This window comes from Firmicutes bacterium HGW-Firmicutes-1 (assembly GCA_002841625.1).
Taxonomy (GTDB): domain Bacteria; phylum Bacillota; class Clostridia; order Lachnospirales; family Vallitaleaceae; genus HGW-1.
The window spans coordinates 184,439-198,651 of the sequence record PHAG01000009.1; the positions used below are offsets into that span (position 1 = coordinate 184,439).

Annotated in this window: 10 protein-coding genes; 9 read left to right on the forward strand and 1 reads right to left on the reverse strand. The window is 35.1% G+C overall.

Annotated elements, in window-relative coordinates; translation table 11 throughout:
* Positions 1–66: 66 nt before the first annotated feature.
* Entirely contained in the window at positions 67–1,056 is a 990-nt protein-coding gene (locus CVU84_11885; GenBank protein ID PKM94155.1) for a M23 family peptidase, read from the reverse strand.
* Between the two features lie 397 nt (positions 1,057–1,453).
* Between CVU84_11885 and CVU84_11890 the strand changes: the two genes are divergently transcribed.
* The 9 genes from CVU84_11890 (at position 1,454) to ilvB (ending at position 14,185) form a co-directional block, all read left to right on the forward strand.
* On the forward strand, positions 1,454–3,706 hold the full coding sequence (locus CVU84_11890; protein PKM94156.1) for a hypothetical protein: 2,253 nt from the start codon (positions 1,454–1,456) through the stop codon (positions 3,704–3,706).
* Between the two features lie 239 nt (positions 3,707–3,945).
* The gene (locus tag CVU84_11895; GenBank protein ID PKM94157.1) at positions 3,946–5,151 is read left to right on the forward strand and encodes an FprA family A-type flavoprotein; all 1,206 of its coding nucleotides are present in this window, start codon (positions 3,946–3,948) and stop codon (positions 5,149–5,151) included.
* A 70-nt stretch (positions 5,152–5,221) separates the two neighbouring features.
* On the forward strand, positions 5,222–5,866 hold the full coding sequence (locus CVU84_11900) for an FMN-dependent NADH-azoreductase (protein ID PKM94158.1): 645 nt from the start codon (positions 5,222–5,224) through the stop codon (positions 5,864–5,866).
* A 527-nt stretch (positions 5,867–6,393) separates the two neighbouring features.
* Positions 6,394–6,897: an acetolactate synthase small subunit gene (locus CVU84_11905; protein ID PKM94159.1), complete on the forward strand. Its 504-nt coding sequence runs from the start codon at positions 6,394–6,396 to the stop codon at positions 6,895–6,897.
* A gap of 40 nt (positions 6,898–6,937) precedes the next feature.
* Positions 6,938–7,924: a ketol-acid reductoisomerase gene (locus CVU84_11910; GenBank protein ID PKM94160.1), complete on the forward strand. Its 987-nt coding sequence runs from the start codon at positions 6,938–6,940 to the stop codon at positions 7,922–7,924.
* A 122-nt stretch (positions 7,925–8,046) separates the two neighbouring features.
* Positions 8,047–9,639: a citramalate synthase gene (locus CVU84_11915; GenBank protein PKM94161.1), complete on the forward strand. Its 1,593-nt coding sequence runs from the start codon at positions 8,047–8,049 to the stop codon at positions 9,637–9,639.
* 30 nt (positions 9,640–9,669) lie between these two features.
* Positions 9,670–10,743 (forward strand): 3-isopropylmalate dehydrogenase, encoded by a 1,074-nt coding sequence (gene leuB, locus CVU84_11920; protein ID PKM94162.1) that lies wholly within the window; start codon positions 9,670–9,672, stop codon positions 10,741–10,743.
* 42 nt (positions 10,744–10,785) lie between these two features.
* Positions 10,786–12,447: a dihydroxy-acid dehydratase gene (gene ilvD, locus CVU84_11925; GenBank protein ID PKM94163.1), complete on the forward strand. Its 1,662-nt coding sequence runs from the start codon at positions 10,786–10,788 to the stop codon at positions 12,445–12,447.
* A 79-nt stretch (positions 12,448–12,526) separates the two neighbouring features.
* Complete coding sequence (gene ilvB, locus CVU84_11930; protein ID PKM94164.1) at positions 12,527–14,185, forward strand: acetolactate synthase, large subunit, biosynthetic type; 1,659 nt, start codon at positions 12,527–12,529, stop codon at positions 14,183–14,185.
* The last annotated feature ends 28 nt before the right edge of the window (positions 14,186–14,213 follow it).

The following is a 14,213-nucleotide window of genomic DNA, read 5'->3' on the forward strand; positions in this document are numbered from 1 at the left end:
AATTAAATAGCAAAAAATAGCAAAAAATAGCAAAAAATAGCAAGAAGATGGTTCCTAAAAAAGTAATTAGGAGCCATCTTCTTTAAATTCAACAGGATCTTTCTCGAAAAAAGTCCAAGGGTTTAAAAATGTACCATCCTTCCAAATAGCAAAATGAAGATGCGGCCCAGTAGAATAGCCAGTAGACCCCATTTTGCCAATTACATCACCTTTTGCTACTAAGGTACCCTCTTTAACATCTATTTCACTGAGATGAAAGGAAGATGTAAATATGCCTAATCCGTGATCAATCACAATTGTATTACCAGTAATAATCAGTTCTTTTGCTAAAACAACTTTACCATGGTTTGAAGCCACTATTGGTGTGCCGGTTTGATTAGCGATGTCAATTGCAAGATGTCTCGAGGGAGTAGGATTATCATTTGTATACCGTGTTGCACAATAATCTGTTGATATTTTTCCATCAGTTGGTTGAATAAATGGCCCATCCCATAATTTTTCTTGAATAGGATTAGCTCTAGCAGCATCGAAATATACTTGATCGTTTGCTGAATTATCAGATGTATTAATTGCGGCTGTAGACCCTTTTACTTTTAAATATTGAACATCAAACTCTTTTGCTAAGATCTCAACATTTAAAGTAATCACCAATTCATCTCTAGAGTTAGAAGCCAGAATTGTATACTGTCCAGGAGTAGTCCAAGCGTATATAGGAATAATCCCGATAAAGCCCTCTTCATAAGGATAAAAGTGAAGTTCCTCATTGTAAAAAGGTGCGGTGACTGTAAAACTTTCAGTTTCCTTCACATCAGTAACTAAAATAGCAAAACTATCCCCAGGATAAGCAGTCGTTTGATTGAGCTCATAAGAAATAGGTAAATCTTGAGGAGCATCATTTACAATTAAGGTACTGATTTCATCAATAATCAATTGAAATTGAAGATTATCCATCTCTTTAGAATTATCTTGATTATCTAAATTATTTTTGTTTTGCATCCATATGCTAATTATGACAAGTCCAATAATAAGACAAAGTCCTAATGTAAGTTTTTTCATTGTTCCCCTCTATTCAAAAGTTATAGAATGCTGTCCTATAAAATATATGGGTTTCTTTTTAACTTTATTCATCCTTACATCTTATCAGATAGAAGGCATTTATGAAACCCGTAGTGAACAATATAAGAAAATATCACAATAAACCTATGTAAAATAACCGCGCATATTGTCGGTGAATGTCGAATTAAAACATCAAATTATCATAAAAATAAAATATAATTGACAATTTGAGAGATATAATACTATAATGTAGTAAATTAAAAGCTTTTTCGGACAAATGATATACATACTATAAAATTTTGCAACAATATAGATGAGTGCAGCAACCAAATGGGGAGATTCAACTGCTTTTATCTGAATATAGTTGTGGGATAATAAAATCTAAGGAGTAAGGGAAATGAGAAAAAAAATAATAAGAGTTCTAAGCTTACTAATCATGGTGGTATTTATCTTTCATGTTATGATTGTTCCATCAACTGCTACTGGGATTGGGCAATTTGATCAAAAAGATCATGCACCGGAAAAAGATGTTAAATATGCAACGGATCGGGTTATTGTTAAGTTTAAGGAGGTAGCAAGCACAAATGACATCGAAACGACGACTAAAAGCATTTCAGGGATTAAAGTTAAGAAAAAATTAAAGTCAAATATTGAAGTTGTAATGATTGAAAATGATGCTACCGTAGAAGAAGTTATTTCCGAATTACAAAAAAATGAAAATGTGGAATATGCAGAACCAGATTATTGGTGTGAAATCGATTCACAAGTTGATGACCCTTTTTTCAGCAATTTATGGGGATTAGAGAATGATTCGGATTTTGATATTGATGCAGAAGCGGCTTGGGACATTACAATGGGTTCACAAGGTGTTGTTGTTGCTATTATCGATGAAGGAGTAGATGTCAATCATCCGGATTTGATAGACAATATATGGATTAATCCCAATGAGATACCAAATGACGGGATCGATAATGATGGTAATGGATATATAGATGACATAAATGGATGGGACTTTTTTAACAATGATGCATCGGTTTATGACGCAGGAGGAGACTACCATGGTACTCACGTTGCAGGTACCATTGCTGCAAAAGGTAACAATGGTATTGGAATAACAGGGGTAGCCCCTAATGTAAAAATCATGTCACTTAAGTTTGTTGGACCTTATGGCGGATATACAAGTGATGCTATAGAAGCGATTGATTATGCCAATATGATGGGTGTGAAAATTGCAAATAATTCATGGGGGATTGGATTCTATAGTCAATCCTTAAGAGAGGCGATAGATAATTATAATGGGGTTATCATTGCTTCCGCTGGAAACAATGGTGTAGATACAGATGTAATGCCAAATTATCCTGCTTCCTATGACTCGCAAAATGTCATTTCTGTTGCAGCAGTAGATAGTACGGGTAACCTTTCAGGTTTTTCAAATTATGGGATTAATTCTGTTGATTTAGCAGCTCCGGGCAGTTATATCTACAGTACACTTCCAGGGGGAATTTATGAATATGGTAGTGGAACGTCGATGGCAGTGCCTCATGTTTCGGGAGTTGCAGGATTATTATTAAGTACGAATCCTTCATTATCAGCTATAGAGATTTGTGACATCATCAAGCAATCTACAAATACCTATGCTTCCTTAGAAGGAAAGGTGGCTACTGGGGGGCTGCTAAATGCATACCAAGCATTGTCAAGTTCAGGCGACATGCATCTCTTTGTTGAAAATAGCAGTCCTTATTTTGGGGAGAAAAAGGTTGCACTTGATAAAGATATCCTATTGAATTTCTCAGAAACCATTATAGAGTCTGTAAATTTTGGAAACATAATACTAACGGAAAATGGAAGTCCAGTACATATAGAATGTAGTATCAGCGGTTCTTCTTTGCTTATTTCCACAGATACGTTGAAGAATGATCGTTTATATCTCCTTGATGTTCCTGTAGGTGCAGTAGTGAATGAAGCTTCTATAGGGTTAAGTGAAGCGTATACATTGCGTTTTTCTACTGCTGATACTGTTGCACCAAATATAATAGGTTCTCAACCCACCAATAAAGCAACCAATGTTCCGATTACTTCACCAATCGTTGTTGTATTTGATGAGTTGGTTACTGACGGAATCGAGATCAATCATATCACGATTAATGGAGACCCAATTGGAACTGTAGGATTTTATGCCATGGTGATGGATAATTTGCTTTATATTTGGAATGATACAACCTTAGCATATAATACCAAATATAAAATTACTATACCAGGACATGCGGTCGTAGATCAAGGTGGCAATCATAATGAAGAACCATTTACTTTTAAATTTGTTACTGAAAAGGATACGATATCGCCACAAGTAATCAGTACAAATCCAGAAATGGGTCAAGTTGTACCGAGGGACACGAAAATCATCATCACCTTTGATGAGGAGATTGAACGAGATAAAAAATTCAGTGATATTAAAGTTATAATCAATGATAAAAAATGTAGCAATATATCCTTCCATTCGAAAATTGCAGGTAATCAACTGATTCTAACACCAAAAAAGAAGCTAATAGGATTAACAAAGTACACTGTTTCAATTCCAGCTCGTGCAGTTAAAGATATTGCGTGTAATTCTTTGAATTCTAGTTACACATTCAACTTCACCACAGAATAAAAATAAGCAGCATTTAACTGAATGCGGAGGTTTTGTAACATTGACTAAAAAAACGGTTACTAATTAGACTGAATTTTTGAAAAGGATTCTATCTAATTTGAGTAGCCGTTTTTTTGTTGACGAAGAGACCTTCTTTAATAAAGAATTTGAACAAATAATAATTATTAGCTGTTATATTAGGATTATTTATGATAAAATTATATTTGAAAAAAAGCACATAATTAATGGAGGTTTTAACAATGATTAACACAATAAATGTAACAGAAAACATATATTTTATCGGAGTAAATGATAGAGAAACTCATTTGTTTGAAAATTTATGGCCGCTAGAACAAGGAGTATCCTACAATTCTTATTTAATCAATGATGAAAAAGTAGCGATTTTTGATACTGTAAAAGGTTCTAAACTTCATGATTTTTTAAATAATATCGAAAATATTATTGGTGATAAAAAAGTAGAATACTTAATTATTAATCATATGGAACCTGACCATTCTGGTGCCATTAAAGCAGTGAAGCAAAAATATCCAGAGATTACGATTGTGGGAAATAAAAAAACAATTGAAATTCTCGAAGACTTTTATGGAAAATTTGAGAAATATCTTATCATTGATGATGGAGATGTATTAGATTTAGGGCAACATAAGCTTAGATTTTATTTAACACCTATGGTTCATTGGCCGGAAACTATGATGACTTATGAAGAAACCGAAAAGATTCTTTTTTCAGCAGATGCTTTTGGCGGATTTGGGACTTTAGATGGTGGCATTTTTGATGATGAAATAAATTTAGACTTTTATGTAGAGGAAATTAGAAGATATTATTCTAATATCGTTGGTAAGTATAGTGCTATGGTACAAAAAGCATTGAAAAAGCTTACAGTAGCAAAGGTTGATATTAAAATGATAGCACCAACTCACGGACCTGTTTGGCGTACCAATCCAGGATGTATCATTGAATATTATGATCAATGGTCAAAGGGAGAAGCAGAAGAGGGTGTTGTTATTGTTTATGGTTCCATGTATGGCAATACACAAAAGATGGCTGATTCAATTGCTAGATCTCTATCAGAAGAAGGGATTACAAATATTAGAATATATGACGCTTCAAAAACACATGTATCTCATATTATTAGTGATATTTGGAGATTCAAAGGAGTTATCTTAGGTAGCTGTGCGTATAATACTGGATTATTTCCTGCAATGGAAACGGTAACTCATAAAATTGAGAATTCTCAATTGAAAAACAGATATTTAGGAGTTTTCGGAACATCGTCTTGGAGTGGTGGAGGTGTTAGCAACTTAGACAAATTTGCTGAAAGAGTCAAATGGGAAAAGCTTGGTGAATCTGTAGAAGCAAAATCATCTGCTAAGGAAGAAGATTTAGAAAAATGTGGTCAAATAGCAGCATTGATGGCTCAAAAGTTAATAGCTGAAAGAAATTAATTTAATAATAAAAAGAAGACTAGGAAATACTAATCTAAGATGATGTAAAATTCTTAGGAGGCTATTTCATATGTCATATCATGTATTATACATTTCTTCAAGTTCAAAGCCAGAAGAATTTTCTACGAGTAAACAAGTGGGACGTTATATGTTAAATCAATTACTGCAACAACACCCAGATGCGATAATTGAGGAATTAGATTTATATACTGCCAATATACCAATGTTTAACTATAAGCTGTTTTCAAGTCGGGCAACATTACCACCGCCCGAAGAATATGAAAAATTATCTGATGAGGAAAAACAACAAATAACAAGAATCAATGAACTTTGCGATCAATTTTTGAGAGCAGATCGATATATTATTACTGCACCTATGTGGAGCCTTTTCTTTCCTGCAATTTTGAAACAGTATTTAGATTGCATCATTATTCAAGGAAAGCTAATTGACGTATCTACGAATCATGTGAAAGGTCTTTTAGATGATAAAGCAAGAAAAATGGTATACATTCAATCCTCAGGAGGAACCTATCCCTTGATAATTTCTTGGAAGCTTAATCAAGGTGCGAAATATTTGGAAGAAATTTTCGGCTTCTTGGGTGTCATAAGTTTTAAAAAGGTTTTGGTAGAAGGGGTAGATTCAACAGATATTTCAAAAGATGAAGTTATGCAATATGCAAAGGAAGATGTAGATCATCTACTAAGAAGGTTTTAAAATTACTGCGATAATAGATTTGTATTATAAATTTTAAAAAACTACTTGACAGGACACCTAGGCATTTGCTATAATTCAGTAAATAAATTTAAACATGATAAATGCAGTGACGGAGACGTGGTTTTTAAACAGATAGTTTCAGAGAGTCGATGGTTTGGTGAGAATCGATACTATAGTAATAACCCAATCACTCCTGAGTTATTTTGCTGAACTAAGTAAGCGAAATCGGTAAGCCCCGTTATAGGCAAGGGTTTGATAGAACCTTGAAACGAGTGGTCAACATAGTTGACAATTAGGGTGGTACCGCGTAGTATATCTTCGCCCCTACAGATAATCTGTAGGGGCGTTATTTATTTATAAATGAGGTTTTAGATCAAAACAATCGGCTTTAAAGGTGTTTAGCTGTATGCGAGTTCACAGCGTTAAAGCAGTAGTAAAAGAAAGCAATAAAGCCTTGATTTTCAAAGTAAACATGCTATAATAAATTAATTAACACATTTATTGTCTGATTTGAAAGGAGGATTACTATGAAAAGACATGTGCTATCAGTTTTAGTAAGTAACCAATCTGGGGTGTTAAGTCGAGTAGCAGGGCTATTTAGTAGAAGAGGCTTTAATATTGACAGCCTATCTGTTGGTGAAACAGAGCACGAAGACATCTCTAGAATGACGATTGTTGTGACGGGTGATGATTTAGTTCTCGATCAAATTACGAAGCAACTCGATAAGCTACACGATGTGCTTTACATTAAAGAGCTAACAAAGGACGCAGCGGTCTATAGGGAATTACTATTAATAAAAGTTCAAGCAACAAATGAAAATAGAGCAGCTATTATTGAAATAACAGATATATTTAGAGCTAAAATAATAGATGTGGCATCAGAATCTCTAGTAGTTGAAGTAACAGGAGATCAAGCAAAGCTAGAAGCTTTCATTAATTTGATTGAGCCTTATGGAATTAAGGAATTTACAAGAACAGGTTTAACAGCACTTCAAAGAGGTAATAAAGTGATCAAGGATAATATTAAATAATTTGCATATATATGCACTCAACACTTAGGAGGATTTTAAAATGGCAACAATGTTTTATGAAAAGGATTGTAATTTAGATTTATTAAAGGGAAAGACAGTAGCGGTTATTGGGTATGGTTCACAAGGTCATGCACATGCACTTAACTTACATGAATCAGGAGTTAATGTAGTCGTTGGTCTATATGAAGGAAGTAAATCATGGGCTTTGGCGGAAGCAGCAGGACTTAAAGTAGCTACTGCAGCAGAAGCATCAAAAGCAGCTGATCTTATTATGATTTTATTACCAGATGAAAAACAAGCTGATATTTATAGAGAAAGCATTGCTCCAAACTTAGTAGCTGGTAATTCCTTGGTATTTGCACATGGCTTTAACATCCATTATGGACAAATTCAACCACCAGCTGATGTTAACGTATTCATGGTTGCTCCAAAAGGACCTGGTCATACAGTTAGAAGTCAATATCAAGAAGGCAAAGGTGTTCCTTGCTTAATAGCGATAGAACAAAATGCAACTAACGCACAAGACCTAGCGCTTGCTTATGCAGCAGGTATTGGTGGTGCTAGAGCTGGTATTCTTCAAACAACTTTTAAAGAAGAAACTGAAACAGATCTTTTTGGAGAACAAGCAGTTCTTTGCGGTGGTGTTTCTGCACTTATGAAAGCAGGCTTTGAAACATTAGTTGAAGCAGGTTATCAACCAGAAAGCGCATATTTTGAATGTGTTCATGAAATGAAGTTAATCATCGACCTAGTTGTACAAGGTGGACTTAGCTATATGAGATACTCTATATCTGATACTGCAGAATTTGGAGATTATGCGATTGGTAATAGAATTATTACTGAAGAAACAAAGAAAGAAATGAAAAAGGTTCTTGGAGAAATTCAAGATGGAACCTTTGCTAAAAATTGGATTCTAGAAAACAAAGCGAATAGACCTGCATTTAATTCAAGAAGAAGAATTGAATCAGAACATCAAGTTGAAGCAGTGGGTAAAGAATTAAGAAAAATGATGAGCTGGATGAAATAAATCTCAGGCCGGTTACAATTAACCGGCCTTTGTTTTTTGCAAAAGAAAGTTTTGCATAAGGAAAAGCGGCAGAAGTGTAAGCTTAATTGCTAATACAAGTATTTGAAAGGAGAAATATTGCAATGGGGAAAAAAGTAGTTATTTATGATTCAACATTACGGGATGGTGCACAGGGCGAAGGAATTTCTTTTTCAGCAGGAGATAAGCTAAAAATTGTAAAAGCGCTAGATGAAATAGGTGTTGATTTTATTGAAGCTGGTAATCCGGGTTCCAATCCAAAGGATTTAGAGTTCTTCCAAAGAGTAAAAGATCTTAGCCTAAACCATTCTAAGCTCGTTGCCTTTGGTAGCACAAGAAGAAAAGGTATAAAACCAGAAGATGACGACAATATCAAATCCTTATTAAGTGCTGAAACACAGTATATAGCGATATTTGGAAAAAGTTGGGATTTTCATGTAACAGATATTATCAATGCAACGCTAGATGAAAATCTTACTATGATTGAAGATACGATTGCATATTTAGTAAGTAAAAACAAAAAAGTAGTCTTTGATGCAGAACATTTCTTTGATGGTTATAAAGCAAATAAAGAATATGCTTTAAGTGCTTTAAGATCAGCTAAAAAAGCAGGTGCATCAAGTTTAGTATTATGTGATACAAATGGTGGATGTATGCCAGCTGAGATTACTGAAATTACGAAACTTGTCTATAAGGAACTTGATATGACATTGGGAATACATTGTCATAATGACAGCGGAGTGGCAGTTGCAAATTCTATACACGCTGTAGAAGCTGGTGTAACTGAAGTTCAAGGAACCTTTATTGGTTTTGGAGAACGCTGTGGGAATGCAAATCTTACTACAATCATTGGTAATCTTCAATTGAAGATGGGATATGAATGCCTAACGGAAGAAAACATAGAAAATTTAACCTCAACAGCTCGTTTTATTGCAGAAGTTGCGAACATTTCTATTGATGATAATGCACCTTTTGTGGGTAGAAATGCTTTCACACATAAGGGTGGCATGCATATAGATGGAGTTAATAAAAATTCTAAGAGCTTTGAACATGTTGATCCTTCTGCGGTAGGAAATACAAGAAGATTTCTTATGTCAGAAGTTTCTGGTAGAAGTACCATCCTTAAAAAAATACAAAAGATTGTTCCAGATATTCAAAAGGACTCTCCTGAAACAGCAGCCATCATTGCAAGATTAAAAGAATTAGAGCATGAAGGCTATCAATTTGAAGGAGCAGAAAGTACCTTTGAACTTATTATTAGAAAGCATCTTGGAAAATACAAACCATTTTTTGAATTGGAAAATTTTAAAATAATGGGGGAAAAACCTGGTCCAGGAGAAGAATTCGGCTCCTATGCTATGGTAAAGGTAAATGTTGATGGTCATATCAAAATGACTGCGGCTGAAGGTGATGGTCCAGTCAATGCACTAGATAAGGCGCTTCGTGAAGCTCTAGAAGATTTTTATCCTGAGCTAAAAACAGTTTCTCTGAACGACTATAAGGTACGTGTACTTGACAGTAATAAAGCAACTGCGGCAAAGGTAAGGGTTTTGATATCTTCAACAGATGGAGCAAATGAATGGACTACAGTAGGTGTTTCCACTGACGTTATTGCAGCAAGTTTAATTGCCTTAGTGGATTCAATTGAAATCAAATTGTTAAAAGAGCTTGAAAAGAAAATGAAAAGCTATTTTTAGCGAATACTAGGTTATAACAGGAGGAAGATAATGAATTATAATGTAGCAGTTATAAAGGGTGATGGAATTGGACCAGATATCGTAGATCAAGCATTATTGGTTTTAGATAAGGTAGGAGTAAAGTTTAATCATAACTTTAATTATACAGAAGTATTAGCTGGTGGAGCGGCTCTAGATGAAGTAGGTGTTCCACTGCCAGATGAAACTGTAAGGATATGTAAGGAAAGTGATGCCATTTTTTTAGGAGCCGTTGGAGGACCAAAATGGGATGTACTACCAGGAAATATTCGCCCAGAAAAGGCATTACTAGGCCTAAGAAGTGCATTAGGACTTTTTGCGAATATTAGACCAGCAGTGATGTATAAAGAATTGGCTGATGCTTGTCCTCTTAAACCAGAGATTATGGGTAAAGATGGACTTGACTTAGTGGTTATTAGAGAATTAACAGGTGGTATCTATTTTGGTGAAAGAGGCGTTAAAACAACTGAGTATGGTGAATCGGCATATGATACGATGATTTACTCAGAAGTTGAGGTTAAGAGAATAGCAAAGGTTGCCTTTGAAATTGCTAGAAAGCGTAATAAGAAAGTAACAAGTGTAGATAAAGCCAATATTTTAGATAGCTCCAGGCTTTGGAGAAGAGTAGTAGAAGAAGTAGCGAAAGATTATCCTGATGTTGAGTTAAACCATCTTTATGTTGACAACTGTGCAATGCAGTTGGTTGTTAAACCGAAGCAATTTGATGTAATTTTAACTGAAAATATGTTTGGAGATATTCTTTCTGATGAAGCAAGTATGATTACAGGTTCAATTGGTATGTTACCTTCCGCAAGCTTAGGAAGTTCAAAGCAAGGAATGTATGAACCAATTCATGGTTCTGCACCGGATATTGCAGGCCAAGATAAAGCAAATCCAATAGCGACAGTAATCTCTGCTGCTATGATGTTAAGATATTCCTTTGATCTAGAAGAGGAAGCAGTAGCAATCGAAGCTGCAGTTGAAAAAGTACTTGAAGCGGGATATAGAACGGGTGATATTTATAGCGAAGGTAAAAAGTTAGTTGGTACTAAGGAAATGGGACAATTAATTTGTGATGCTCTATAGACACTATTAAATAGATTAAATTAGAAAGTTAAGGTGATTATTTTGAGAAGTGATAGCGTAAAATCAGGAGTAGAAAGAGCACCTCATCGTTCCTTATTTAAGGCAATGGGTTATACAGATGAAGAAATTAAAAGACCACTTATTGGTATTGTAAATGCCAAAAGTGAAATAGTACCTGGACATATACACTTAGATACAGTTGTTGAGGCTGTAAAAACAGGAGTATTGATTTCTGGTGGCACACCAATCGTATTTCCATCAATTGGTGTATGTGATGGAATCGCAATGGGTCATGTTGGTATGCACTATTCCTTGGTTACAAGAGAACTTGTAGCAGATTCAGTAGAAGCTATGGTAATGGCACATGGCTTTGATGCATTGGTAATGGTACCAAACTGTGATAAGGTTGTTCCAGGAATGCTTATGGCTGCGGCTAGGTTAAATATTCCAACGATTTTTGTAAGTGGTGGACCTATGTTATCCATTACGAATGAACTTAAGGAATTAGATTTAAGCGACGTATTTGAGGCTGTAGGATCTTTTAAAGCTGGAAAAATGACAGAAGAAGAAGTGTTAGATTGGGAAAATTCTGCATGTCCTACTTGTGGTTCTTGTTCTGGAATGTTTACAGCAAATAGTATGAACTGCTTAAGTGAAGCAATTGGTATTGCTTTACCTGGTAATGGTACAATTCCTGCAGTGTTTTCTGAAAGGTTAAGATTGGCCAAACAAGCAGGGATTAAAATAATGGAAATGTTGGAACGCGATATCAAGCCAAGAGATATTATGACAAAAGCTGCTTTTATGAATGCACTTACTGTAGATATGGCACTGGGTTGTAGTACCAATAGTATGTTACATTTACCTGCAATCGCGTATGAAGCAGAAGTAGAATTAAATCTTTCTATTGCAAATGAAATCAGTTCTAGAACACCAAATCTTTGTAAACTAAGACCTGCGGGTCCTTATCATATGCAAGATTTATATTTTGCTGGTGGTGTACAAGCGATTATGAAAGAATTGACTAAAAATGATTTATTGGTTACAGATATTGTAACGGTAACGGGTAAGACAATTGCTGAAAACTTAGAAAGTGTAGTCAATAAAAACACTAAAGTGATTAGACCTTTAGAAGATCCCTATAGCACAACAGGTGGTATTGCAGTTCTAAAAGGAAATATTGCTGTCGATGGTTGTGTAGTTAAAAAATCTGCTGTAACCGAAAGTATGTTGAAACATACAGGTCCAGCTAAAGTATTTGATTCAGAAGATGAGGCAATTAAAGCTATTTATGATAATAAAATTGTAGCAGGTGATGTTGTTATTATTCGATATGAAGGTCCAAAAGGTGGACCGGGCATGAGAGAAATGCTTTCCCCAACGTCTGCCATTGCAGGAATGGGACTTGATAAAGATGTTGCGTTAATAACAGATGGAAGATTTAGTGGAGCTACACATGGTGCAGCAATTGGGCATGTTTCTCCAGAAGCAGCTGAAGGCGGAAACATTGGGCTTATTAAGGATAATGATGTAATTTCAATAGATATTATTGCGGGTACAATTTCTGCAGCTGTTTCAGATGAAGAATTTGCAAAACGTAGAGAAGTGTATGTGATGAAAGAACCAAAAATAAAAACTGGCGTGTTAGGAAGATATGCAAAACTGGTAACATCAGCAAGTACAGGTGCAGTTTTAAAGTGTTAACTAATATTTATGAAAGACTATCAATTAAAAAGTGATCAATGAATAATTGGTAGGAATTTGATGAAAGGAGGCGTTATATATGGAATTAACAGGTGCGCAGATACTAATGGAGTGTCTTAAAGAACAAAGTGTTGATACGGTGTTTGGTTTTCCAGGAGGTGCTGTACTTAATATTTATGATGAATTATATAAATATGGCAGTAAGATCAAGCATATTCTTACTTCTCACGAACAAGGAGCGGCTCACGCCGCAGACGGGTACGCACGTTCAACAGGAAAGGTAGGAGTATGTATAGCTACTTCTGGACCAGGTGCAACTAATTTGGTAACAGGTATTGCAACTGCATATATGGATTCCATCCCGATGGTAGCCATTACTGGTAATGTACCAGTAGCACTTCTTGGAAAGGATAGCTTTCAAGAAGTAGACATTGCGGGGATTACAATGCCGATTACAAAACATAACTATATTGTTAAGGATGTAGCAAATCTAGCAAAGGTGATTCGTGAAGCGTTCTATGTTGCAAAAGAAGGACGACCAGGTCCAGTTTTAATTGATATTCCAAAAGACGTTACTGCAAATAAGGCGGAATATAGTTATCAAGCTCCAAAAGAAATAGTCAGAAGAACAGAATTTATTTCAACAGAGGTGCTTGACGAAGCTAAAAAATTGATTGAACAATGTAAGAAACCATTTATCTTTGTTGGTGGAGGTGTTGTTCTTTCAGAAGCACATGTTGAATTAACAAAGTTTGCTGAGAAGATTCAAGCGCCAGTATCTTGTAGCTTAATGGGTATGGGAGGCATTTCCGGAGAACATGAACTATATACAGGTATGCTTGGTATGCATGGGTCAAAAGCTTCTAATTTGGGAGTTACGAAATGTGATCTATTAATCGTCATCGGTTCCAGATTTAGTGATCGTGTTATTGGTAATTCATCAAAGTTTGCAATGGATGCTCATGTTTTACACATAGATATTGATCCTGCAGAAGTGAATAAGAATGTACAAACGCATCACTACATTATTGGCGATATCAAAGAGGTGCTTTTAAAACTGAATAATTGTGTTGCAAATCTTAAGCATGATGATTGGCTAGAAGAAATAGATGAATTGAAGCGAAATTATCCATTAAAGTATAATAAAGGCTTAACTGGACAATATGTTATTGAAAAGCTATGTGAAATCACAAAAGGTGATGCAATTATTTCTACAGAAGTAGGGCAACATCAAATGTGGACCGCGCAGCATTATAAATTTAAGAAGCCACAATTATTTTTAACATCAGGTGGTCTTGGAACAATGGGTTATGGACTAGGAGCATCAATTGGTGCAAAGATTGGAAATCCGGATATGCCAGTGATCAATATTGCTGGTGATGGAAGTTTTAGAATGAATTTAAATGAGATTTTAACTGCTGTAAGATATAATGTGCCAATTGTTGTTTTGGTCATTAATAACAATGTATTAGGTATGGTTAGACAATGGCAATCTTTATTTTATGAAGAGCGTTATTCTTATACTAGTTTAAATCCTGATTTGGATTATGTTAAGCTTGCAGAAGCTTTTGGAGCTGTAGGGATGAATTTAACAGAGTTCGATAAGGTGGAAGAGACTTTGAGAACTGCATTAGGGCTCGGAAGGCCGGTCATTGTGAATTGTGTGATTGATAAGGATGATAAGGTATATCCAATGGTTGCACCTGGGGCTGGGATTGATGAGTTGATTATGGAGTAGGGGGATAAAAAGGGATTAAAAGCTTAAA

Coding starts and splice junctions, on each gene's coding strand:
- CVU84_11885 (PKM94155.1), bottom strand. CDS start 1,056: ATGAAAAAACTTACATTAGGACTTTGTCTTATTATTGGACTTGTCATA.
- CVU84_11890 (PKM94156.1), top strand. CDS start 1,454: ATGAGAAAAAAAATAATAAGAGTTCTAAGCTTACTAATCATGGTGGTA.
- CVU84_11895 (PKM94157.1), top strand. CDS start 3,946: ATGATTAACACAATAAATGTAACAGAAAACATATATTTTATCGGAGTA.
- CVU84_11900 (PKM94158.1), top strand. CDS start 5,222: ATGTCATATCATGTATTATACATTTCTTCAAGTTCAAAGCCAGAAGAA.
- CVU84_11905 (PKM94159.1), top strand. CDS start 6,394: ATGAAAAGACATGTGCTATCAGTTTTAGTAAGTAACCAATCTGGGGTG.
- CVU84_11910 (PKM94160.1), top strand. CDS start 6,938: ATGGCAACAATGTTTTATGAAAAGGATTGTAATTTAGATTTATTAAAG.
- CVU84_11915 (PKM94161.1), top strand. CDS start 8,047: ATGGGGAAAAAAGTAGTTATTTATGATTCAACATTACGGGATGGTGCA.
- leuB (PKM94162.1), top strand. CDS start 9,670: ATGAATTATAATGTAGCAGTTATAAAGGGTGATGGAATTGGACCAGAT.
- ilvB (PKM94164.1), top strand. CDS start 12,527: ATGGAATTAACAGGTGCGCAGATACTAATGGAGTGTCTTAAAGAACAA.